The organism is Brevibacterium iodinum ATCC 49514 (assembly GCF_900169265.1).
GTDB classification, from domain to species: Bacteria; Actinomycetota; Actinomycetes; order Actinomycetales; family Brevibacteriaceae; genus Brevibacterium; species Brevibacterium iodinum.
In genome coordinates, this window is sequence record NZ_FXYX01000008.1 from 76,638 (window position 1) to 98,281 (window position 21,644).

The window sequence follows — 21,644 nt, forward strand, 5'->3', positions numbered from 1 at the left end:
ATGAGCGACGGATCTTCACCCGGAACCCCGAACCCCGGCAGCGAGGCGGCCGCACCGGAGGTCTGGCACCGCGTCCATCCGCTGACGCCGATCCTCGAGAGCCTCGGTGTCCTCGTCGGTATCTTCATCGCCGCGGCCTACGGTCTGCAGAACTTCTTCCAGAGCGCCGTCGAAGACCTCGCCTCCGGCCGGTCAGTCAACCTCACCTTCGCCGAATGGCTGGGCGCCCACCCGCTGGTGATCCTCGCCGTCGTCGGCGGAATCATTCTGATCCTGGTCCTCACCGCCTTCTTCAGCTGGCTGGCGTGGCGAGTCATGGGGTATCGGGTCGACGCCGAAGCGATCTACTACCGTCGGGGACTGCTGTCGAAGAAGCTGCGCAAGGCCCGTCTGGACCGCGTCCAGTCGATCGATCTGCAGCAGAAGCTGCTGCCCCGCATGCTCGGCATGGCCGAACTCGTCTTCGACGTCGCCGGCGGCACCGACTCGAACATCTCCCTGAAGTACCTGTCGAAGAAACGTGCCGAAGAGCTGCGCGATGAACTTCTCGCCGCGGTGAAAGCGAAGAAGAACGCATCTGCGACGTCTGCGACGTCCGCCGATGCAGTGCCCGGAGCCGCAGCCGACCACGGTGGGACCGAGGCCGATACAGGGGCAGGCAGCGGCGCAGGAGCCGGAGCAGCACGCTTCGGGGCCGGAGACCACCGCAGCCCGGGCCCAGGTCCGGATGGAGAACAGCCGGGCATCGACCGCTCAGTGCCCGAACGCAGCGCCGACAGCATCGGCGTGCGACTGAGCAAGCGCCTGGGCGTCCTGGCCGACGATGTCTCCCACGAAGCGGAACGCAGCCTCAACGACCTGCTGGCTCCGTACAACCTCTCGACCGACGTCGGTGAAGAGGGCGAGATCATCCGTGTGCCCGCCCACCGGGTCATCGTGTCCTCCCTGCTCAGCACGGGAACCTTGATCTCCGTCGGAGTGATCATCGTCCTCGTCGTCATTGCCGTCGTGTTCCTCCTCGTCGGAGTCGAGGAGGCCTTCCTCCCGATCCTCATCGGTGGACTGCCCGGCATCTTCGCCGCGTTCGCCGGGTTCAAGAAGAACCTCGACAATGCCAACTTCGTCGTCCGCATCGGCGAAGACGGGCTGGCCGTCAGCCATGGACTCTTCTCCACGTCCCGCAAAGTCATCCCGCTCGATCGGCTCCAGGCCGTCTGCCTTCACCAGCCGCTGCTGTGGCGCTGGGCCGGCTGGTGGAGAGCCGAATACAACATCGCCAGCGATGGAGGAAAGAACGACGAGAATCTGCTCCTGCCTGTCGGCGATATCGACCAGGCACTGCTCATGGTGGGTCTCGCCCTGCCCGACCCGCAGCTGCCCGCGGGCATCTCGGCCGACGGCCTCGTCCGGTCGGCCATGTACGACAGGAAATCCACACACCCGGACGCTGCGGCAGCGGAGGAGCTGTTCCACGCGCAGCCGCGGTCCTCACGGATCCTCGACCCCCTCGTCTGGAAACGACGGGCCTATGCCCTCACCGAATCTCTGCTCGTGCTGCGCCTGGGAGTCCTCGATCGCCGGGTCGACTTCGTGCCCCATGTCAGGGTCCAGTCCCTGCGCTACTACCAAGGGCCGCTGACGAGAGCGCTCAGACTGGGCAGCGTGGCCGTGCACTCGACCGCCGGACCTATCACCCCACTCGTGAAGCATCAGGACGCCGAAGCTGCCAAACGCTTCTTCACCGAACATGCCGAACGTACTCGGATCGCCCGCCAACGCTTCGACGCCGCCGCGAAGTCGGCACACACCGGCCCCATCGAGACCCACGAGGAAGACAACGGATGAACCAGGACGACGCACCACGGCTGGGCATCGGAATCATCGGCTGCGGCCGAGTCGGAGCCAGCATCGGAGCGGCCTGGCGGCAGGCCGGTCACGCGATCATCGGAGTCAGCGCCACCTCGACGGCCAGCCTCGAACGCGCCGAAGACATGCTGCCCGGAGTACCGGTCCTCGACCCCGATGCGATCGCCGAACGCGCCGAACTCGTGCTCGTCGCCGTCCCCGATGACGAGATCGCTCCCTTGGTCACGGGCCTGGCCGACCTCGGCCGCATCCATGCCGGGCAGATCCTCATACACTGCTCCGGCCGGTACGGAACGGACGTCCTCGAGGCCGGGACCCGCCTCGGCGCTCTGCCCATCGCTCTGCACCCATCCCTGACCTTCACCGGCACCGAGGTCGATCTCAGTCGTCTGCGGCAGGCGACGATCGCGGTCACCGCGCCCGCGCCGATCCGTCCGGTGGGCGAGGCGCTCGTCGTCGAACTCGGTGCCGAACCGATCGACATCGCCGAGGCGGACCGTCCCCTCTACCACGCGGCCATCACCCATGCGTCGAACCATTCGATCACGATTCTCGCCGAGGCCATGGAGCTGCTCACCGAGGCAGGGGTCGCCGATCCGTCGGCCGTCCTCCACACCCTCGTCGACGCCAGCGTCGCCAACACCATGCAGAACGGACCGAAGGCACTGACCGGACCGATCAGCCGCGGTGACGTCGGAACCATCGAAGCGCACCTGGCGGCACTGAGCGAGTTCAGCCTCAGCCGATCGAACCCGGCCGTGCGCAACAGCTACATCGCACTCGCCCGATCGACGGCCGCGAAAGCGCTGGCGATGGGACGCATCACAGAAGCCCAGGCACAGCAGATTCTGAGCGCTCTGGACTGACCGCCGAATTCCCCCGTACGGCCCGTCCACGGTAGCCTTGAAGCATGGCGAATACCGACTCGAAGACACCTGAGAACGCAGACCTTTCACCCGAGCACCTCGATCCGGAACAGATCCGGATTCGAAAGGACAAGCGCCAGCGTCTCCTCGACGACGGAACCGATGCCTACCCGGTGACGGTGCCCCGCACCCACAGCCTCGCCGAGGTCCACGCCGCCCACGACGGACTCGAGGCGGGGGAGGAGACCGAGGCCATCGTCGGCGTCATCGGCCGAGTCGTCTTCGTCCGCACCACCGGCAAACTCTGCTTCGTCACACTGCAGTCCGGTGACGGCACCCGCCTGCAGGGCATGCTCTCGCTGCGCGAAGTCGGCCAGGAGCGCCTGGATGACTTCAAGACCGACGTCGACCTCGGCGACTTCCTGTTCCTGCACGGCAAGGTCATCAAGTCCAAGCGCGGTGAGCTCTCCGTGCTCGCGGACTCCTGGACCATGGCGTCGAAGGCCCTGCGTCCGCTGCCCGGACTGCACACCGAACTCGCCGAGGACACCCGCGTCCGCCAGCGCTACCTCGACCTCATCACCCGCGAGCAGGCTCGGGAGACGATGCTCACCCGCGCGAAGGTGATGTCGTCGCTGCGGAAGACCTTCGCGGACCAGGACTTCGTGGAGATCGAGACGCCGATGCTGCAGACCATGCACGGCGGTGCCTCGGCGCGCCCGTTCAAGACGCATATGAACGCCTACGACATCGACATGTACCTGCGCATCGCCCCGGAGCTGTTCCTCAAGCGGGCGATCGTCGGCGGAATCGAGAACGTCTTCGAGATCAACCGCAACTTCCGCAACGAGGGTGCTGACTCCACTCACTCCCCGGAATTCGCGATGCTCGAGGCCTACCAGTCCTTCGGCGATTACCATTCGATCGCCGATCTCACGAAGACCCTCATCCAGAATGCCGCCCAGGAAGCCACCGGATCGCTCGTCGTGACTCTCGACGACGGCACGGACTACGACTTCGGCGGAGACTGGCCGGTCGTGAGCATGTACGACTCCCTGTCCGAGCTGTCCGGCGTCGAGGTGACCCCGGAGACCGGGCTGGACGTCCTCGACAAGATCGCCGCCGACAACGGCGTCGACATGGGCGGAGTCTTCCGCTCACACGGAAAGTACGTCGAAGAGCTGTGGGAGCACTTCTACCAGGACAAGCTCTGGGCTCCGACCTTCGTCACCGACTTCCCGGTCGACACCTCACCACTGGTGCGTGAGCACCGGACGAAGAAGGGCGTCGTGGAGAAGTGGGATCTGTACGTGCGCGGCTTCGAGCTGGCCACCGGCTATTCGGAGCTCGTCGACCCGATCATCCAGCGTCAGCGTTTCGAGGCTCAGGCCGCGGACGCCGCTCGCGGTGACGATGAGGCGATGGGCCTCGACGAGGACTTCCTCATGGCGATGGAGCACGGTATGCCGCCGACCGGCGGAATGGGCATGGGAGTCGACCGTCTGCTCATGGCGCTGACCGGTTTGGGGATTCGTGAAACCATTCTGTTCCCATTCACCAAGCCTTTGGCTTCTTCGCAGGAGGACTCGGCTCAGGAGGGCTGATCTGATTATGTTGGATATCCTGAAAGCTCTGCTCCCGTCGATCTGTGTGGGATTGCTGTTCTGGTATGTGTTCCGGAATATCGTCCGCGCAGATCGCAATGAACGCGAACAGGTAGATAAATACTATTCCGAGATTGAAGTTAGCGAAGTCGACGATAATCCCCGAACGGATGTTAAGATGACAGCGACAAAATCCTCTGAATACGAAAAGAGTGAACATGGCAAGGGAAATGCGCCTCGTTCTCACGGATGATTTCGACGGAAGCGAAGCGGCGGAAACCGTTCGTTTCAGCCTCGACCAGGCAACGTACGAACTCGAGCTCTCAACCGAGAATGCCGACAAGCTCCGTGAGACGTTCGCCCCATTCATCGCCAAAGCACGTCGTGTAGCCAACACCGGCGGCCGTGGCCGCCGTGCGGGTTCGTCGGGACCCAAGCGGGACACGGCGAAGATCCGCGAGTGGGCTCAGAACAACGGGTACCAGCTCGGTGATCGTGGACGGATCCCGCTCGAGATCGTCGAAGCATACGAAGCAGCGGAGAAGTAAGAGGCTCATTCGAAAGCCGATAACTTCCGATTAGGTCCGAGGGGCCAGCGAATTGATTCGCTGGCCCCTCGGGCTTTTTGTGCTCGGCCTCGGTAATATGAATTGCCCTCTTCCGGTTCTGCGGCAACACAGCAGTGATGAAACATCACAGACAATTGCCAGGTGGAGAGTAGTTGAAAATCATATCGATTGATGGCGCAGCCAAATGGTTCGATGAAGTTGCAGATAAATCAAGGGAGCCTGCACTGTGGCCGCGGAAATGCCTGTGCTCACCGCACGGCTATTGAAGTCGGTTCACTTCTGCGGGTTCAATTGAATTCGTGCCGCACTCATATGCCCCGGGGCTCCGGCCTGCAGAGCGTACAGTCCCAATTCGACGGGCGGCGTCGAGCAGAGCTCGGCGCAGTGATCGGCGAACCGGGGCCAGATCCGACCGCCGGCATCGACGGATCGCGCGCTCGTGTTCTCGAACGCAGAGGCCGAGACACTGGCGTGATGGAACATGAAATCCCTGGCGGGATCGCCGATTGCAGCGGTCGTCCAATCGAGGACGCTGAGTTTGACGGGTCCGTCCATGAGCTGATGCGCCGGATACACCTCGCCATGAGTCACGGTTGAGAACGACGGCCAATAGCTGTCATCGTCGAGCCATGCGGTCCACCGCCGGAGCAGGTTCGGCGCCACCTCGAACTCGGCGGGGGGGGGGGGGAGAGCTCCGGAATGCCTGTGTCCCGAACGACAGCCGGGTCGACGTTGTGGAGTTCGACGAGGACCGATCCGAGCGATGCGGCATACTCGGAGGATTCGACATCGAAATGCCACTGCGGCTGACCACTGTCGTCGATCGTCAGTCCGGGTGTACCCGGCAGCAGCGGGTAGGCGATGAGGTCATTGAAGTGGATCTGCCAATCGGGGACCGCGACGCTCAGATGCGGTGCGACGGCGTTAAGGAACCGGCCCTCGACGGCGGCTCGGGCGGCGACATCCGGACGTCGGGGTATCCGGAGCACCCAGGACCGACCGTCGACCGCCTCGGCGATGGCCACCTGGAAGTCGAGGCCGAGCTCGTTGGGTCTCGAGTCTAGAGAATTTCGCCCACAGCCAAACGGTTTCGGCTGATGGCGAAACCTGCAATAGAACCGCGGTCGTGGTGGTTAGGCTCAGAAGAATCAGAAGACCGAGGAGGATGAATATGTTCGAGCGGTTCACCGACCGAGCACGACGCGTCGTGGTGCTCGCGCAGGAAGAAGCGAAACTTCTCAAACACAACTACATCGGCACCGAGCACATTCTGCTCGGCCTCATCCATGAGGGTGAAGGTCTGGCAGCGAAGGCACTCGAGGGCATGGACATCTCCCTCGAGCAGGTGCGCGACCAGGTCCAGGAGATCATCGGTGAGGGACAGCAGGCTCCGAGCGGCCATATCCCCTTCACCCCGCGGGCGAAGAAGGTCCTCGAGCTCAGCCTCCGTGAAGCACTGCAGCTGGGTCACAGCTACATCGGCACCGAGCACATTCTGCTCGGCCTCATCCGTGAGGGCGAAGGCGTTGCCGCGCAGGTGCTCGTCAAGCTCGGCGCGGACCTCGGACGCGTCCGCCAGGAAGTCATCAAGCTGCTGTCGGGCTACCAGGGCAAGGAACCCGTGTCCGCCGGCGGCCGCGAGGAGGGAACGCCCTCGGGATCGCTCGTGCTCGACCAGTTCGGCACAAACCTCACCGCTGCGGCCCGCGAGGCCGATCTCGACCCGGTCATCGGCCGGCACGAGCAGATGCAGCGCGTGATGCAGATCCTCTCGCGCCGGACGAAGAACAACCCGGTCCTCATCGGTGAACCCGGTGTCGGCAAGACGGCTGTCGTCGAAGGACTCGCACAGGCCATCGTCAACGGCGATGTCCCCGAGATCCTCGCCGACAAGCAGCTCTACACACTCGACCTCGGTTCGCTGGTCGCAGGCTCCCGCTACCGCGGTGACTTCGAGGAGCGTCTGAAGAAGGTGCTCAAGGAGATCCGCACCCGCGGCGACATCATCCTCTTCATCGACGAGATCCACACCCTGGTGGGTGCCGGGGCCGCCGAAGGTGCGATCGATGCCGCTTCGATCCTCAAGCCCATGCTGGCTCGCGGAGAGCTGCAGACCATCGGTGCGACCACGCTGGACGAGTACCGCAAGCACATCGAGAAGGATGCCGCTCTCGAGCGCAGGTTCCAGCCGATCCAGGTTCCCGAACCGTCGCTGGCGCATTCGATCGAGATCCTCAAGGGTCTGCGTGACAAGTACGAAGCGCACCACAAGGTCACCGTCACCGACGGTGCCCTGGCAGCCGCTGTCAACATGTCCGATCGCTATATCAACGACCGGTACCTGCCGGACAAGGCGATCGACCTCATCGACGAAGCCGGTGCCAAACTGCGCATCTCGCGTCTGTCGGTTCCCCAGGAGGTGCGTGACCTGGAGGAGAAGATCCTCGAGGCCCGCCACCGCAAGGAAGCCGCCATCGATGCTCAGGACTTCGAACTGGCAGCCTCGGAGCGCGATTCCGAGATGAAGCTGCAGAAGGAGAAGGAAGAGCAGACCGAGGCGTGGCGCAAGTCCGGCACCGACACCTCGAAGGTCGTCGACGCCGATCTCATCGCCGAAGTGCTCGCCTCTGCCACCGGCATTCCGATCTTCAAGCTCACCGAGGAAGAGTCCTCGCGTCTGCTGCGGATGGAAGACGAGCTGCACAAGCGCGTCATCGGTCAGGACGATGCGGTCAAGGCGATCTCGCGGGCGATCCGTCGTACCCGCGCCGGTCTGAAGGATCCGAAGCGCCCCTCCGGCTCGTTCATCTTCGCCGGCCCCACCGGCGTCGGCAAGACCGAGCTGGCCAAGGCTCTCTCGGAGTTCCTCTTCGGCGATGAGGACTCGCTCATCAGCCTCGACATGTCCGAATACTCGGAGAAGCACACAGTTTCGCGACTGTTCGGCTCACCTCCGGGATATGTCGGATACGAAGAGGGCGGTCAGCTCACGGAGAAGGTCCGCCGGAAGCCGTTCTCGGTCGTCCTCTTCGACGAGGTGGAGAAGGCCCACTCGGACATCTTCAACTCGCTGCTGCAGATCCTCGAGGATGGTCGCCTGACCGACTCGCAGGGTCGTGAGGTGGACTTCAAGAACACCATCATCATCATGACGACCAACCTCGGTACGCGTGATGTCTCGAGCGGACTTCAGCTCGGATTCCAGGTCGAGGGTGGCACGAAGACCAACTACGACCGGATGAAGCAGCGGGTCAACGAAGAGCTCAAACAGCACTTCCGTCCCGAGTTCCTCAACCGCGTCGATGACACGATCGTGTTCCCGCAGCTGAGCATGGTCGAGATCATCAAGATCGTCGATCTCTTCCTCGAGCGTCTCGACGGCCGCCTGGCCGATCAGGGCATGAAGGTCGACGTCACGGCCAAGGCGAAGGATCTGCTCGCCGAGCGCGGCTACGATCCCGTCCTGGGCGCCCGTCCGCTGCGTCGGACGATCCAGCTCGAGATCGAGGACACTCTGTCGGAGAAGATCCTGTTCAAGGAGATCGGACGCGGCCAGACCATCAAGGTCGACGTCAAGGGCGAAGGAAAGGAAGCTGAGTTCACCTTCGAAGGCATCGAGACCGAGAGTCTGAAGCCGGCTGAGGATGACGAAGGCGAACTCGCAGGTCTGGGGTCGTCGAGTTCGAGCGGATCCTCGGAGACCTCGGCCTGATCTTTCATCACCTTCTCGGATAACGCATAAGAGTCCGGGGAGTCGGCAGCAGCCGGCTCCCCGGACTCTTTCGTGTTCGCCTCCGGTGATGGTGTTGAATGTCGGTATGAGCTCACACGCAGGCGACTTCGATCACGGACGGATCTCCGAGGACCACCATTCCAAGCACGTACTCCCCGGAGGTCTGTACCTGCGACGAGCGAGGACCGGCGACGTCAAAGGCATCGAAGCCCTGGTCGCCCCACTGGCCGGTGAGCGGATCCTGCTCGCCAAGGACACGGTGACCTACTTCGAGTCGCTGCAGGAGTTCTGGCTGGTCGTCGATCCACAGCCCGATGGTTCCGAGATCCTCGCCGGCTGCGGCGCCCTGCACATCATCTGGGCGGATCTCGCCGAGGCGCGCACGGTCGCCACTTCACCGGACTATCGGGGCAGGGGAGTGGGCAAGGCGATCATCAAGCAGCTGCTCGCCGATGCTCGTGAGATCGGCATCGACCGGGTGTTCTGCCTGACCTTCGAGACCGGTTTCTTCGGTTCGCTCGGCTTCGAACCGATCAAGGGCATCCCCGTCTCACCCGAGGTCTACGTCGAGCTGCTCCACTCCACCGATGAGGGCGTCGCAGAGTTTCTCGACTTGGCCAGGGTCAAACCGAACACCCTGGGCAACTCACGGATGATCAAATACCTCTGAGCCAGACCCTGATCGTGCCCGTCACCGGCGGGCGTCGGCTTTGACCATGCTCTCGGCGACCGGTACACGCGACTGCCGCACACACAACGTCCAGTGGCGGCGTCTGCCACGTCCGGGTCCGGATTCAGCTGTTCGGCAGTGCCAATCGCCCGTCGACCTGTTGTGCCAGACCGTCGTCGACGAGGTCGGAGATGAGCCGATTGATCCTGTCTTGGTCGGCACTGAGTTCACGCACTCGAGCCACCGCTGCGGCCGTCGATTCGGCCAGTGAGTCGAGAAGCGCGGGGTCGAAGTCGGTCACCGCGGCGGTGAAGACGTCGAGCCGGACACCGTGTCGGCCGTCACCGGCGACGTGCGCTGCCTTGAGGGCATCCATGATCGCACCGCGCAGCTGTCGATCGGTGCCTGCCCACTTCTGAGTCTTCGGCTTTGTCGCCGAGGCGGGTCTTCCCAATCGGTTCCATGTGCAGATGTCCTGGAGCGGGCAGGCTTGGCAGTCGGGATTGCGCGCTGTGCAGACGAGGGCCCCGAACTCCATGACTCCGGCGTTCCACTCAACGTGCTTATCCTCGGGTACGAGGGCCGCCGCCCAGGCGGTCTCCTTCCGGCCGGGTGAGGTGGTGGGGCGTTCTCGGCCCGCGAAGAGGCGGATGAGGACCCGACGCACGTTCGTGTCGAGCACGGTCGTCTTTCGACCGAAAGCGAAGGAGGAGACCGCGGCGGCGGTGTAGGACCCGATGCCCGGCAGTCGTTCGAGCTCTTCGGTCGTTTCGGGAACGCGGTTGTCCAGGTCAGCGGCGATGACTTCGGCGGCTTCCTGCAGTCGCAGCGCTCTGCGTGGGTATCCTAGCCGGTCCCAGGCGTGGAGGACATCGGCGGTCGGGGCGGCGGCGAGGTCGGCCGGTGTCGGCCACTTGTCCATCCACGCCCGCCATCGCGGTTCGACTCGGGCGACAGGGGTCTGTTGGGACATGATCTCACTGACGAGGATTGCCCAGGCGCTCGTGTTCGGGTGCCTCCACGGCAGGTCCCGGGCGGTGTCCTCGAACCAGGCGATGATGGTGTCCTGCACTCGTCTGAGCACAGGTTCGGCCACCTCGGGGAAGGTGGTGGATGACCCTGTGGGATTCGATTCGGGACCGGCTCGGTGTGTCATTTGGATGCTCATTCGCAATTGCCTAGGCTCAAAGCGATGACTCCTTCCAATCGTGGTTCGCAGCCGAACAGAGCTGCAGGGCAGCCTCGCCAGTCTAGCGGGAAGCTGCCTGCTCACGTGTACCGTCGGCGCCGCATCACGCTTGCTGTGGCCAGCCTCCTCGTCCTGGGGCTTCTTGTCCTCGGAATCGTCGGAATCGCCAAAGCTATCGGCGGCCGCAGCGACGGATCGGACAAGGTCGCTGCCGAGGAGACTGCCCCGGCTGAATCGACGACCGCGGCACCTGTGCCGGATAAGAAAGCAGCGAGCGGAAAGTGCCCGGAGGACAAGGTCTCGCTGAAGGCGAAGGTCGATCCGAAATCCGTGAAGGACGGGAAAGAACCCGAATTGGGCATGGTCATCGAGAACGGCCACACCGCCACATGCCTCATCGAGGTCGGTACCGATAAGCAGGAATTCATCGTCGAGAAGAACGGTGATGTGGTGTGGTCGTCGGAGTACTGCGCGGCGGCGAAAGACGAGAATGCCGAGGCTTCCACGGAGTTCGCACCGCAGTCCGAGAAGACTGCGAAGCTCAAGTGGAACCGGATCAAGGTCGACAAGAACTGCAACCGCGAAGACGATGACTTCGCTCCCGGTGACTATGAGCTCATCGTGAAGCTCGATGACAAGAAGAGCGAACCGACGCCGTTCGAGCTCGAGAAGAGCGCCGCCGAAAAGGCCGAGGAGAAGAAGGCCGCGGAGGAGAAGAAGAAAGCCGACGAGGAGAAGAAGTCGGAAAAGGAATCCGGCGAGAGGGACTCCTCGGATGAGAAGCAGTCAGAGGAACCGCAGGACTGAGTTCTCAGGCACCGCGGTAGGAGCCGACTCCCCACGAGTTTCCATCGTGGTCGCGGAAGTCGAATTCGCGGCCGCCGTGAACCTGAGTCGCCACGGGTCGCACGATCGCATGCCCCATATCGACGACCTCCTGGTAGAGCCGGTCGACTTCGCGTTCGGTGTCGACGACGACGTAGATCGAGCTGCCGCCCACCGAATCGAGGGCCGACCCGTCGTTGCGAACCGAACCGAACATGATCCCGCCGTTGTCGCCGAGCGCGAATTCGGCATGCTCGACGACCGCCGGATCGTGTTCATTGCGCACGATCAGTCTTTCGGTGAACCCGAGCGTGACCAGCAGGTCGATCGTCGCTGCGGCATCGGCGGTCCGGAAGGCTGGAAAAACTGTCGTGGTCATGACACCAGGATGCTCCAAAACCGTGCGAAAGTCCCGGACTTTCTCACTTGTGCTCCCGAAGAGCCTGCTTCGTCAGCATCAGTTCGACCGCTCCGGCGATGTGTTCGCACTCCTCGACCTCCATCTTGTCCGGCGCCGCCACATTGGTCATCGCGCCCTTGGCGACGACAGCGTGAGTGATACCCAGCCGTTTGGCTTCATTGAGTCGTTGGCCGAGATTGGGGACGTTGCGGATCTCCCCTGACAAGCTGACCTCGCCGATCGCGACGAGGTGGCGAGCCAGCGGCTTGCCGAGCAGCGCCGATGCCAGGGACATGCAGATCGCGAGGTCGCTGGCCGGCTCGGAGAGCTTCGCTCCGCCGACGGTGGCGGTGAAGACATCGCTCTTGGCGAGGTTCGCCTGCGCGACGTTCTGGCTGAGCACAGCCAGCATCATCGCCACCCGGGAGGAATCGACTCCGGAGACCGAACGACGGGACTGGCCGCCAGCGGACTCTGTGATGAGCGATTGGACTTCGACGAGCAGCGGACGCTTGCCCTCCTGCGTCACTGTCAAGCACGTGCCGGGCGGGTTCGCACCGCTGCGCGAGAGGAACAGCCCCGAAGGGTCTTCGAGACTCTTGATCCCGTTCTCCTCCATATCGAAGCAGCCCACGTCGTCGGTCGGGCCGAAGCGATTCTTCACCGCTCGCAGCATGCGCAGACGCGAATGCCTCTCACCTTCGAAGGTGCACACGACATCGACGAGATGCTCGAGAAGGCGAGGACCGGCGATCGTGCCGTCCTTCGTGATGTGGCCGACGAGCACAGTCGGCAGAGACCGGGCCTTGGCTTCCCTGATGAGGGCAGAGGCGACTTCACGGACCTGGGTGACTCCGCCGGGGATGCCTTCGACCTCGGATGATGCCAGAGTTTGGATCGAGTCGACGACGAGCAGCTCCGGCTGTTCGGACTCGATCATTCCCAAGACCGAACCCAGATCGGTCTCAGCAGCGAGGAGAAGTGAGTCGGCCAGGGCATTGATCCGTTCGGCGCGCAGTCGCACCTGACCGGCGGATTCCTCACCGGTGACATAGAGGACCTTGACCCCGAACATGGCGATCTTCGCGGCGACGTCGAGCAGCAGCGTCGACTTGCCGACCCCCGGCTCACCGGAAAGCAGGACAACGGCGCCGGGCACGATGCCACCGCCGAGCACCCGATCGAACTCGGGGACGAACGTCGATCTCGCCTGCGCGAGCGTCGAGTCGATCTCGCTGATCGGCTTCGCCGCATTGGACTTCTTGACCTTCGTCTTCACCTTCGACGAGTTCGCGCCCTTTTCTTCAAGCGTGCCCCAGGCCTGGCATTCGGGGCAGCGTCCCAACCATTTGACCGTCGAATAGCCGCATTCCGAGCATGTGAAAGACATACCGCAATTCTGGCACGGGCCGCTGACACGAGTTTCCTTGCTCGAGAGACCGTCTTCACCAACAGGGAGCCGGCCGGTGTGCGCTGCAGCGGGGGAGTCCGGCGAACGCAGAGGGGCGCCCGACGATGAGTTCGTCGGGCGCCCCTTGCCGGCAGAGTGCGGCAGCCAGGTCAGTCGAGCGTGGTGAGGATTCGGGGGCCATCCTCGGTGATGGCGATCGTGTTCTCCGAATGGGCACCATTCGAACCATCGGCCAGACGCAGGGTCCAACCGTCCTTGTCGACGGAGAGCTTCTTCGAAGTGAACGACCACCAGGGTTCGATCGCCAGGGTCAGGCCTGGTTTGAGGACCAGCCCGCGACCGCCCTTGCCGCGGTTGGGCACGTGCGGATCCTCGTGCATCGTGTGGCCGAGACCGTGGCCGCCGAAGTCAAGGTTCACGGGGATGCGGTGGGCATCGGCGACGTCACCGATGGCCTTCGAGATATCGCCGAGGCGGTTGCCTGCTTGGGCGGCACCGATTCCGGCTTCGAGACCGGCCCAGGTGGTGTCGATGAGGCGCTGGTCCTCGTCGCTGCGGTTGCCGACGACGACGGAGCGGGCGGCGTCGGCGACCCAGCCGTCGATGGAGACGGCGAAGTCGAGGGTGAGCAGGTCGCCGTCCTTGAGGACATAGCTGTGCGGTTTGCCGTGGAGGACGCCGTCATTGACGGACAGGCAGATGACGTTGCGGAAGGGGCCGGAGCCGAAAGAGGGGGCGTAGTCCCAGTAGCAGGACTTCGCTCCTGCATCCTCAATGAGCTTCCGCGCGGTCTTCTCCAGGTGCATGATGTCCATGCCCGGTTCTGCGATCGAGGTCAGCTCGGCCAAGGTCTTCGCGACGAAACGGCCGGTCACCGCCATCTTGTCGATCTCGGCGGGCGTCTTCAGCTCAATCACAGGGGTCTCCTTCAGCGAGGTGCAGGGTTTTGACGGCGTTCACGGGTTCAGACTCGATTTTAGTCCTCGGCGGTTGTGAAGTCGCGGCCGCACCCGGATCTGTGGGCAAGCAGACAGGCCCGAGCCGAGCTCAGCGTCACTCGGTTCGGTCTGCCGGACAGCCGCCTTTTGCCCGAAACCTGCTCGTTCAAGGGTTCGCTCGAATATCGCTCCGTTTACGTCGTGTGATTCGAGCGAGCCCTTGATCGATGCGCGAAGGCGGGCGTTAAGCGGTCGGGGACCTCTCAGAGGTGGGGTCGTGAACGAGGCAGCAGTTCCGACTTCGTGCAAGGATGCTTGTGTCTTGATTTCCCGGTGCGTAGGGTGCGGAGCATGAGGAACATCATCACAGCGTTCAGTGTGGGCATCGCCTTGGCAACCTCGGTGCTGTCGGGGGAACAGGACCTCCGTTCGGGTGGCCCCTGGACCCTCACGCTCATCATCTTTCCCGCTTGCTCGCTGCTCTGCCTCGCCTTGCTTCTCCGTGACCAGCGGCGAAGAGAGCGTGCAGACGGCCAGCGTGAGCATGATTCTGCTTCTTCGAGCGCGGAGACAGGCGAGAGCGTGAGCAGCGAACGCTGAGGACGCTGTCCTGCACGAGAGTTGCTCAGTCAACGCGAAACTCGAAAAAGTCGTCACTGGCGACGACTTTTCCGAGTTTCGCGTGACCTGAGCGCGATTGCGCGTCAGCTGAGGCTGGTGTCCGACTTCTGCGGTCGTGCAATGAGCCAGCAGATCGGCCCGACGACGGGCAGCAACAGGACGATCATCGCCCAGACGAGTCTCACCCGAGGGTCGAGTCCTGATCGGGCGATGCTCACCATTGCCCAGATGAGCAGGACGACGAGCAGTACGACGACTCCGGACCAGATCACGTCATAGGCAGCGGGCAGCAATGGATTTTCGCTCATGGCATCAATCTACCTTGGTTTTTATACGAAAGTCGCTCGTTCAAGAGTCAGCGCGGATATCGCGTCGTGCACCACGTGATATCAGCGCTGGCCCTTGAACGACGTGAAGAGTCGCCGGTCGGACAGCCTGCGCTTGGATCGGCCCACCGGCCCACCGGTCGAGGACGTCACTTCGCTCAGAGGACCCAGTTCTCTCAGAGGAACTCGACGCCCTGCGCCAGCGGCAGCTCTCCGGAGTAGTTGATCGTATTCGTGGCCGGGCGCATATAGGCCTTCCACGAATCCGAACCCGACTCGCGTCCGCCGCCGGTCTCCTTCTCACCGCCGAAAGCACCGCCGATCTCCGCACCGGAGGTGCCGATGTTGACGTTGGCGATTCCGCAGTCGGAGCGGGACAGGAACTTCTCGGATTCGGCGAGTTCGGCAGTGAAGATCGCCGAGGACAGACCCTGTGGCACCCCATTGTGGATCTCCAGTGCCTCATCGAGATCCGAGTACGTGACGACGTAGAGGATCGGGGCGAACGTCTCCTCCTTGACCACTGCGCTCTGATTGGGCATCCGCACCACTGCCGGCTCGACATAGTGGGCATCCGGGCGTTCATCGGCGAGCACCCTGCCGCCTCCGCAGAGGATCTCGCCGCCCTCTGCCTCTGCCTGCTTGAGGGCCGCCTGCATCGCATCGTACGAACCCGAATTGATGAGCGGTCCCACGAGCACTCCATCATCGGTCGGCGATCCGATGCTCAGCGTCTTGTATGCGGCGACGACCTTGTCGACGAACTCGTCGGCGATGGATTCGTGCACGATGAGCCGCCGCAGGGTCGTGCACCGCTGACCTGCGGTCCCGGCGGCTGCGAAGACCACTCCGCGCAGCGCCAGATCGATGTCGGCGCTCGGGGCGACGATGGCGGCGTTGTTGCCGCCGAGCTCGAGCAGGATCTTGCCGAAGCGCTCGGCCACGACGGGCCCGACCTCGCGACCCATCCGCACCGATCCCGTCGCCGAGACCAAGGCCACGCGTTCATCCCGGACCATCAGATCACCGATGTCCCGGCCGCCGATGAGCACCGGCGCGAGGTTCTCCGGTGCCCCCACCTCGGCGGCGGCCCTGGCCAACAGGGACTGCGCCCCGAGGGCCGCGAACACGGCGTTCTCCGAGGGCTTCCACACGACCGCGTCACCGGCGACCAAGGCCAGGGCGGTGTTCCAGGAATACACGGCCACGGGGAAGTTGAATGCGGAGATGACACCGACGACGCCGAGGGGATGCCACGTCTCCATGAGCCGGTGACCCGGCCGTTCGCTGGGCATGGTCTTGCCCCACAGCTGCCGGGACTGACCGAGTGCGAACTCGCAGATGTCGATCATCTCCTGGACTTCACCGGCCGCCTCGGAGGGGGTCTTGCCGGCTTCGACGGTGATGATCTTCGCCAGATCCTCCTTGTGCTCGCCGAGCAGCTGTCCCCACCGCTGCACCAGCTGACCGCGGACCGGAGCGGGCACGTCCCGCCAGGTCTCGAACGCGGTCTGGGCTGCGGCGATCTTGTCCGCCGCCGTCTGCGCGGTGTCCGCGGCGATCGTGCCGAGGTCCTGTCCCGTGATGGGGGAGCGGGCCGGAAGGCTCGCCGAGGCGGCCGATCCCTCAAGCACGGATGCGTCCACTCCGCAGGCGCTCAGTCCTGTGGTGAGGAGGTCGGTGATGGTCTGATCGGTGGGCAGTGCGGTCATTGCTGTCCTTTCGTCGTCTGCTGTGGCGATCGGTCGCTTGGCCGGTCGGCGGGGTTCAGTCGTTGTGGGGAGGCGGGGTGTGAGGGGCGGGTGTGCGAGGCCTCAGATCACATTGAGCTCCTTACGCAGTCCGGTGGTGGCGAAGCGTCGTTTGTCCATGGCAGCTACGTCGACGAAGGGGGCGCGGCCGGTCATGAGGTCGGCGACGACCTCTCCGACGGCCGGGCCCATGAGGAAGCCGTGACCGGAGAACCCGCAGGCGTAGAAGAATCCCGGCCTCTCCTCGGCCTCGCCGATGAGGGCATTGTGGTCGGGCGTCATCTCATACAGTCCCGCCCACCCGTGTTTGGCCTCGACTTCGCCGAGTTCCGGGGTGCGGGCTTCGATGTGCTCGGCCAGGGTGGCCAGCCAGTTCGGGTCGCGTTTGTCGTTGAAGGACCAGTCATCGACCTCATCGGGGCAGCCGAACAGCAGCCCGGACCCTTCCGGGTGGACGTAGTAGCTGGTGGAGAAGTCGATCGTGAAGGGCATCCGCGAGGTGTCGAAATCGACGGGCTCGGAGACCATGATCTCCCGCCGCAGCGGCTTCACCGGCAGGTCGACCCCGGCCATGTCCCCGATGGGGCCGGACCAGGCTCCCGCCGCGACGACGACCTGTTCGCAGCTGATCGGGCCCTGATTCGTGATCACCGAGGTGGCTCTGCGGTCCGTCCTGCCGTCGGTGTCGAATCCGGCGACCTCGCAGTTCTTGACCACTGTGACCCCGCGCTCGCGGGCGGCGGTGACGAAGCCTGCGACGACGGCTTCGGGGGTGCAGTGACCGTCGCCGGGGTTGAACGCCCCGGCGATCAGCCCTTCGGTGTTGACGAACGGGGCCAGCTCGGCCACCTCGGCGAGGGTGAGCATCCGCGAATCCAGGCCCATCCGCTGTTGCAGAGCCACATTGTCGGTGAACGCGCGCACGTCGTCATCGTTGTCGAGGAGGAACAGATAGCCGTTGCTGACCAGATCGATGTCGACGCCGAAATCGGTCTCGAAGTTCCGCAGCACTTCGAGCCCGCGGGCGGCCAACGCGATGTTGACCTCGTCGGAGAATTGGCAGCGCACACCTCCGGCGGCCTTCGACGTCGATCCGGCTCCGGGGGTATCGCGTTCGACGATGACGATGTCGCTGACTCCGCGTTCGGCCAGGTGGTAGGCGATGGCCGCTCCCATGACGCCGGCGCCGATGATGACGACGGAGGCTTCGGCGGGCAGGGCTCTGGTCGTATCGAGGACCCCGTCGGTGTTCGGGGTGGTGGTTGATGCGGTTGGGGATTCCACGGTTCACCTCGCTGTCTGCTGCCGGGGCGACCGTCGTTGGTCGCCCCGGAAGCGGAGAGTGCCGACGGCGATGTCGGCGTTTGCGTCTTGACTTCATTGTGGTTGCCATCACACTTAAGAACAAGGGAGAGTTTGTGAACACTGTGTTCAAGAAACCTAAAGACAGGAGAGCGCTGCCATGACATGGACGCTCGGACAGCTGCGGACGTTCGTCGCTGTGGCCGAATTCGGATCGATGACGCGGGCGGCCGACCACCTCGGCTACAGCGTCGGGGCGGTGTCCCAGCACATCTCAGCGCTGCGCAGGGTCGTCGATTCCGACCTGTTCCGACGTCGCGGCCGTGGGCTCGTCCTCGCCGAAGCCGGGCGCACCCTGCTGCCCAGAGCACGGAACATCCTCGCCGCTCAGCAGCAGGCGGAGATGGCGATGCTCGGCCGGGACTTCCGCAGAGAGGCCATCGTCACCCTCGGCGTCTTCGGATCGGCATCGACGACGGCGCTGCCGAAGGTAGTGCGGGAACTGGCCGAGCGCCATCCGCATATCGAAGTTCGGGCGCGGGAGATCAATGTCGAGACCATGTCGGCCGCCGTCATCGACGGGGTCATCGATCTGGGGATCGGGATCAACTACCCGGCCGCGCCGCTGCCGCCGATGCGCGGGCTGCGCTGGGAGGCCGTGGCCGAGGAGGACTTCGGCATCGTCGTCCCCGCGGGGACGTCCCGGCCGAGCGATGACGATCTGGCCGAGGCCGACTGGATCCTCCCACCGGCCGAGGAGCTCTTCGGCCGCGCGATGCGGTTGGCTACCTCGGCGCTGGGAATCAACGCGAAGGAGACCCACATCGTCACGGACACCGCGGTCGCGTTGGCGCTCGCCGGAACCGGACTCGGCCTGACCCTGGCGACGCCGATCATGATGTCGTTGGGCGGGCCAGACGTCGACCTCCACCCGGTCGCCGAGGCGGGCGGACGCGAGATCATCGTGCTGACTTCTCCGGACCCCAGCGATCCGGTCCGGGCCGTCGCCACGGTGGTCACCGAAGTCTTCGCATGAGGTTCCGGCCTAGGATGAGGGCATGAGCTTCGACCATCAGTGGAACAAGGTACGCAGGGCCAACCCCGACCATTCGGCAAACTACGCGCAGCGGTGGCGCGACCTTGCGGCCGCCGGGCATGACATCGGCGGTGAGGCCAGGTTCGTCAACGCCATGGCTCCGCGGGGGTCGCGCATCCTCGACGCCGGCTGCGGAACCGGACGGGCCGGCGGACTGCTCATCGACGAAGGACACACCGTCTTCGGCGTCGACCTCGACGAATTCCTCATCTCCGTCGCCGAGGAGGACTTCCCCAGCGGTGAATGGCACACCGGCGACCTCGCCGACTTCGATTTCGCCGGTGCCGGGATCACCGAGATCGATGTGGCCTTCTGCGCCGGAAACGTCCTGTCCTTCCTTGATCCGGCTTCGCGGCGTCAGACCTTGGGCAACATCAAATCGACGCTCAAGCACGGCGGCCGGTTCGTGTCCGGGTTCGGTGCCGGACGCGGATATGATTTCGACGACTTCATCGAGGACGTCAAGGCCACGGGGATGTTCGTCGACCAGAAGTTCTCCACCTGGGAGCTCCGCCCGTTCGAGTCTGACAGCGACTTCCTCGTCCTCATCGCCGAAAGGCTGTGAGCCGGTCGATTCGCAATTGCGGCCGAACTAAGCTGGGATCGACCCGTACTGCTGATCAGCTGAAGGAGAATAACCATGATCTTCATCGTCGTGAAATATGACGTGAAACCCGAAAGCGTCGAGAAGTTCCCCGAGGCGGTGCGGGCCTTCACCGAGGCCGTGCGGGAAGAGCCCGGCAACCTGTGGTTCGAATGGTCGAAGAGCCTGGAGAACCCGAACGAGTTCGTGCTCGTCGAAGCGTTCACCGACGAAGGTGCCGAACCTCATGTCAAGAGCGACCATTTCGCCGCCGGTCTCGAAGCGATGCGCCCGCACCTGGCCACGACGCCGAAGATCATCTCCCGCAAGATCGACGGCGAAGGCTGGGACGAGATGGGCGAACTCAAGATCGACTGATCGCCTTCCACTCCTTCATCTCGGATCGATCGAGCACATAGACTTCTGCTATGGCGACCAAAGCGCAGAACATCGCATCGATCGAAAAGGCCCTCGATGAACCATGGGCCGACACCCGTGCTCGCTTGGAAGCGGCCGGGGGAGCGTCGGCGAGTCACAAAGAGCTCGCCGACGCTCTCTATCCCCAGTTCGACGGCAAGGTCGACAACCACGGCTGGTGGGTCCAAGGAGCCGTCGTCGCCTTTGAGCAGGAGATCGGCCGTCGCGTCCCCGGCCAGCGCGCCGACGGCACCTTCGATGTCGCCGTCTCCCGCACCATCCCGAGCGATCGTTCCGCACTCATCGCAAAGTTCGCCTTCCTCGTCGGCGACACCCTCAACGAGGTGGCCCTCGACGGCGAGCCCCGCACCTCGGAGACGGCGAAGCGCTCCTTCTGGCGAGCGAACCTCGACGGCGGCATCAAGGTCGAAGCCGCCGCTGAGACGAAGAGCGACGACAAGACGCTCTTCGTCCTCACCACGTCAAAGCTTCCCAGCCCCGAAGCCCTGGAACAATGGCGGGCCTTCGGCAAGGACTTCCTCAAACAGCTCTGAGCTCTGACCGTCCGGCAGCTCTGATCGACCGGCAGCGGAACGGCTCCGACTTCTCGTGAGCACGGCAGTGCCGAGACACGCGATCCGCCTCAGCCGATGATCGGGTTCCAGACTCCGAGCATGTGAGCCGCACCGATTGCGACCGCGCAGACAGCCAGACTGAGAAGCACCGCCACGACATCTCGGACCGCGAAACTCGACCGCCTGCGCCACGTGCGGCCCGGACGACCGAATGCCCGCCCCTCCATCGCCATCGCCAGGGTCGTCGCCCGGCGAATCGAGACCACGAGCAGGACGAACACTCCGCTGAAGAGGCTGCCCGTGCGCCGCAGAAGCGAACCGCCCGCGACGCCTCTGGCCCGCCTGGCCATCGCCAGCACCTGCCACTCGCTGACCAACAGTCCGAGCAGACGCGAGGCCGCGAGAACCGAGACCACGACGACCTCTGGCAGCCGCAGGTGCTGAATGAGCGCATCGGCGAGATCACGCGGATCGATCGTCGACGCGAGCACGATGAGCGGGATCGCCAACGCCAGGGCACGGACGAAGATCGCCGCGGCCGCGGCCAGTGACCCCGTGGTGAACAGAATCGGACCGAAGTCGACGACCACATCCCCGGTCTTCTCCGCCAGCAGCGCCGTGCCCCAAGCCGCGAGCAGAGCTCCGGCGGGTAGGAACCACAGCCGCTTGGCCGCGGCCGCCAGATCGAGTCCCGTCGCAGGCAGAGCCAGCAGCGCTGCGGGCAGCACCACCCCTGCAGAGACGAGATCGATGCTCAACAGCGCCCCAACCATGAGGATGAGGGCCACTGCGATCTTCGTCAGCGGATTGCACCGAGCCAAAGCGGTGGAACGCACCACGGGGATGAGCTGCCCCGGATCCTCTGCGGCGACCTCGGAGGCGGGGCGAGAATGCATATCGAG

At 64.2% G+C, this 21,644-nt stretch carries 22 protein-coding genes; 12 read left to right on the forward strand and 10 right to left on the reverse strand.

Annotated features, from left to right (window positions below):
* The 4 genes from BI49514_RS07840 to BI49514_RS07860 all read left to right on the forward strand — a co-directional run bounded on the left by BI49514_RS07840 (position 1) and on the right by BI49514_RS07860 (position 4,884).
* On the forward strand, positions 1 to 1,845 hold the full coding sequence (locus BI49514_RS07840; RefSeq protein ID WP_101545818.1) for a PH domain-containing protein: 1,845 nt from the start codon (positions 1 to 3) through the stop codon (positions 1,843 to 1,845).
* Complete coding sequence (locus BI49514_RS07845) at positions 1,842 to 2,732, forward strand: Rossmann-like and DUF2520 domain-containing protein (RefSeq protein WP_101545821.1); 891 nt, start codon at positions 1,842 to 1,844, stop codon at positions 2,730 to 2,732. The genes BI49514_RS07840 and BI49514_RS07845 overlap by 4 nt, the downstream gene beginning before the upstream one ends.
* 44 nt (positions 2,733 to 2,776) lie before the next feature.
* Positions 2,777 to 4,336 carry a lysine--tRNA ligase gene (gene lysS / locus BI49514_RS07850; protein ID WP_101545823.1) on the forward strand — a complete coding sequence of 520 codons (1,560 nt, stop codon included), beginning with the start codon at positions 2,777 to 2,779 and terminating at the stop codon, positions 4,334 to 4,336.
* Positions 4,337 to 4,554: 218 nt separating this feature from the next.
* The gene (locus BI49514_RS07860) at positions 4,555 to 4,884 is read left to right on the forward strand and encodes a histone-like nucleoid-structuring protein Lsr2 (RefSeq protein ID WP_092015973.1); all 330 of its coding nucleotides are present in this window, start codon (positions 4,555 to 4,557) and stop codon (positions 4,882 to 4,884) included.
* 294 nt (positions 4,885 to 5,178) lie between these two features.
* On the opposite strand, the gene BI49514_RS17275 is transcribed toward BI49514_RS07860, so the two are convergent.
* Both BI49514_RS17275 and BI49514_RS17280 read right to left on the reverse strand, forming a co-directional pair.
* Positions 5,179 to 5,568: a phosphotransferase gene (locus tag BI49514_RS17275; RefSeq protein WP_420836295.1), complete on the reverse strand. Its 390-nt coding sequence runs from the start codon at positions 5,566 to 5,568 to the stop codon at positions 5,179 to 5,181.
* Positions 5,493 to 5,930: a phosphotransferase gene (locus BI49514_RS17280; protein WP_420836296.1), complete on the reverse strand. Its 438-nt coding sequence runs from the start codon at positions 5,928 to 5,930 to the stop codon at positions 5,493 to 5,495. Before BI49514_RS17280 ends, BI49514_RS17275 begins: the two co-directional genes overlap by 76 nt.
* 146 nt (positions 5,931 to 6,076) lie before the next feature.
* Between BI49514_RS17280 and BI49514_RS07875 the strand changes: the two genes are divergently transcribed.
* On the forward strand, positions 6,077 to 8,617 hold the full coding sequence (locus tag BI49514_RS07875) for an ATP-dependent Clp protease ATP-binding subunit (RefSeq protein ID WP_101545835.1): 2,541 nt from the start codon (positions 6,077 to 6,079) through the stop codon (positions 8,615 to 8,617).
* Between the two features lie 106 nt (positions 8,618 to 8,723).
* On the forward strand, positions 8,724 to 9,308 hold the full coding sequence (locus BI49514_RS07880; RefSeq protein WP_101545838.1) for an amino-acid N-acetyltransferase: 585 nt from the start codon (positions 8,724 to 8,726) through the stop codon (positions 9,306 to 9,308).
* Between the two features lie 124 nt (positions 9,309 to 9,432).
* Here the strand turns inward: BI49514_RS07880 and BI49514_RS07885 are convergent, their stop codons facing one another.
* The gene (locus BI49514_RS07885; protein ID WP_101545841.1) at positions 9,433 to 10,464 is read right to left on the reverse strand and encodes an HhH-GPD family protein; all 1,032 of its coding nucleotides are present in this window, start codon (positions 10,462 to 10,464) and stop codon (positions 9,433 to 9,435) included.
* Between the two features lie 36 nt (positions 10,465 to 10,500).
* Between BI49514_RS07885 and BI49514_RS07890 the strand changes: the two genes are divergently transcribed.
* On the forward strand, positions 10,501 to 11,304 hold the full coding sequence (locus BI49514_RS07890; RefSeq protein WP_244195030.1) for a hypothetical protein: 804 nt from the start codon (positions 10,501 to 10,503) through the stop codon (positions 11,302 to 11,304).
* Positions 11,305 to 11,308: 4 nt separating this feature from the next.
* Here BI49514_RS07890 and BI49514_RS07895 read toward each other — a convergent pair whose 3' ends face one another.
* From BI49514_RS07895 to map, 3 genes are all read right to left on the reverse strand, one after another.
* Positions 11,309 to 11,701 carry a VOC family protein gene (locus BI49514_RS07895; protein ID WP_101545846.1) on the reverse strand — a complete coding sequence of 131 codons (393 nt, stop codon included), beginning with the start codon at positions 11,699 to 11,701 and terminating at the stop codon, positions 11,309 to 11,311.
* Positions 11,702 to 11,744: 43 nt separating this feature from the next.
* A complete protein-coding gene (gene radA, locus BI49514_RS07900) occupies positions 11,745 to 13,112 on the reverse strand; it encodes a DNA repair protein RadA (protein WP_101545848.1) in 1,368 nt (455 codons plus the stop codon).
* A 170-nt stretch (positions 13,113 to 13,282) separates the two neighbouring features.
* A complete protein-coding gene (gene map, locus BI49514_RS07905; protein WP_101545850.1) occupies positions 13,283 to 14,050 on the reverse strand; it encodes a type I methionyl aminopeptidase in 768 nt (255 codons plus the stop codon).
* Between the two features lie 372 nt (positions 14,051 to 14,422).
* Between map and BI49514_RS07910 the strand changes: the two genes are divergently transcribed.
* Positions 14,423 to 14,671 carry a hypothetical protein gene (locus BI49514_RS07910; RefSeq protein WP_145996190.1) on the forward strand — a complete coding sequence of 83 codons (249 nt, stop codon included), beginning with the start codon at positions 14,423 to 14,425 and terminating at the stop codon, positions 14,669 to 14,671.
* 104 nt (positions 14,672 to 14,775) lie between these two features.
* Here the strand turns inward: BI49514_RS07910 and BI49514_RS07915 are convergent, their stop codons facing one another.
* The 3 genes from BI49514_RS07915 to BI49514_RS07925 all read right to left on the reverse strand — a co-directional run bounded on the left by BI49514_RS07915 (position 14,776) and on the right by BI49514_RS07925 (position 18,053).
* The gene (locus tag BI49514_RS07915; protein ID WP_101545854.1) at positions 14,776 to 15,000 is read right to left on the reverse strand and encodes a PLD nuclease N-terminal domain-containing protein; all 225 of its coding nucleotides are present in this window, start codon (positions 14,998 to 15,000) and stop codon (positions 14,776 to 14,778) included.
* Between the two features lie 194 nt (positions 15,001 to 15,194).
* Positions 15,195 to 16,730, reverse strand: a complete 1,536-nt coding sequence (gene amaB / locus BI49514_RS07920; RefSeq protein WP_101545856.1) for an L-piperidine-6-carboxylate dehydrogenase — start codon at positions 16,728 to 16,730, stop codon at positions 15,195 to 15,197.
* A 102-nt stretch (positions 16,731 to 16,832) separates the two neighbouring features.
* The gene (locus BI49514_RS07925; protein ID WP_244195031.1) at positions 16,833 to 18,053 is read right to left on the reverse strand and encodes an NAD(P)/FAD-dependent oxidoreductase; all 1,221 of its coding nucleotides are present in this window, start codon (positions 18,051 to 18,053) and stop codon (positions 16,833 to 16,835) included.
* Positions 18,054 to 18,231: 178 nt separating this feature from the next.
* On the opposite strand from BI49514_RS07925, the gene BI49514_RS07930 reads away from it, so the two are divergent.
* The 4 genes from BI49514_RS07930 (at position 18,232) to BI49514_RS07945 (ending at position 20,721) form a co-directional block, all read left to right on the forward strand.
* Entirely contained in the window at positions 18,232 to 19,107 is an 876-nt protein-coding gene (locus BI49514_RS07930; protein WP_101545857.1) for a LysR family transcriptional regulator, read from the forward strand.
* A 22-nt stretch (positions 19,108 to 19,129) separates the two neighbouring features.
* Positions 19,130 to 19,732, forward strand: coding sequence for a class I SAM-dependent methyltransferase (locus BI49514_RS07935; protein ID WP_101545859.1), 603 nt, complete (start codon positions 19,130 to 19,132; stop codon positions 19,730 to 19,732).
* A gap of 75 nt (positions 19,733 to 19,807) precedes the next feature.
* Positions 19,808 to 20,128, forward strand: a complete 321-nt coding sequence (locus BI49514_RS07940) for a putative quinol monooxygenase (protein WP_025778004.1) — start codon at positions 19,808 to 19,810, stop codon at positions 20,126 to 20,128.
* Between the two features lie 50 nt (positions 20,129 to 20,178).
* Positions 20,179 to 20,721, forward strand: coding sequence for a hypothetical protein (locus tag BI49514_RS07945; protein WP_101545861.1), 543 nt, complete (start codon positions 20,179 to 20,181; stop codon positions 20,719 to 20,721).
* Positions 20,722 to 20,810: 89 nt separating this feature from the next.
* Here BI49514_RS07945 and BI49514_RS07950 read toward each other — a convergent pair whose 3' ends face one another.
* Positions 20,811 to 21,638: an energy-coupling factor transporter transmembrane component T family protein gene (locus BI49514_RS07950; RefSeq protein WP_101545863.1), complete on the reverse strand. Its 828-nt coding sequence runs from the start codon at positions 21,636 to 21,638 to the stop codon at positions 20,811 to 20,813.
* Positions 21,639 to 21,644: the final 6 nt, after the last annotated feature.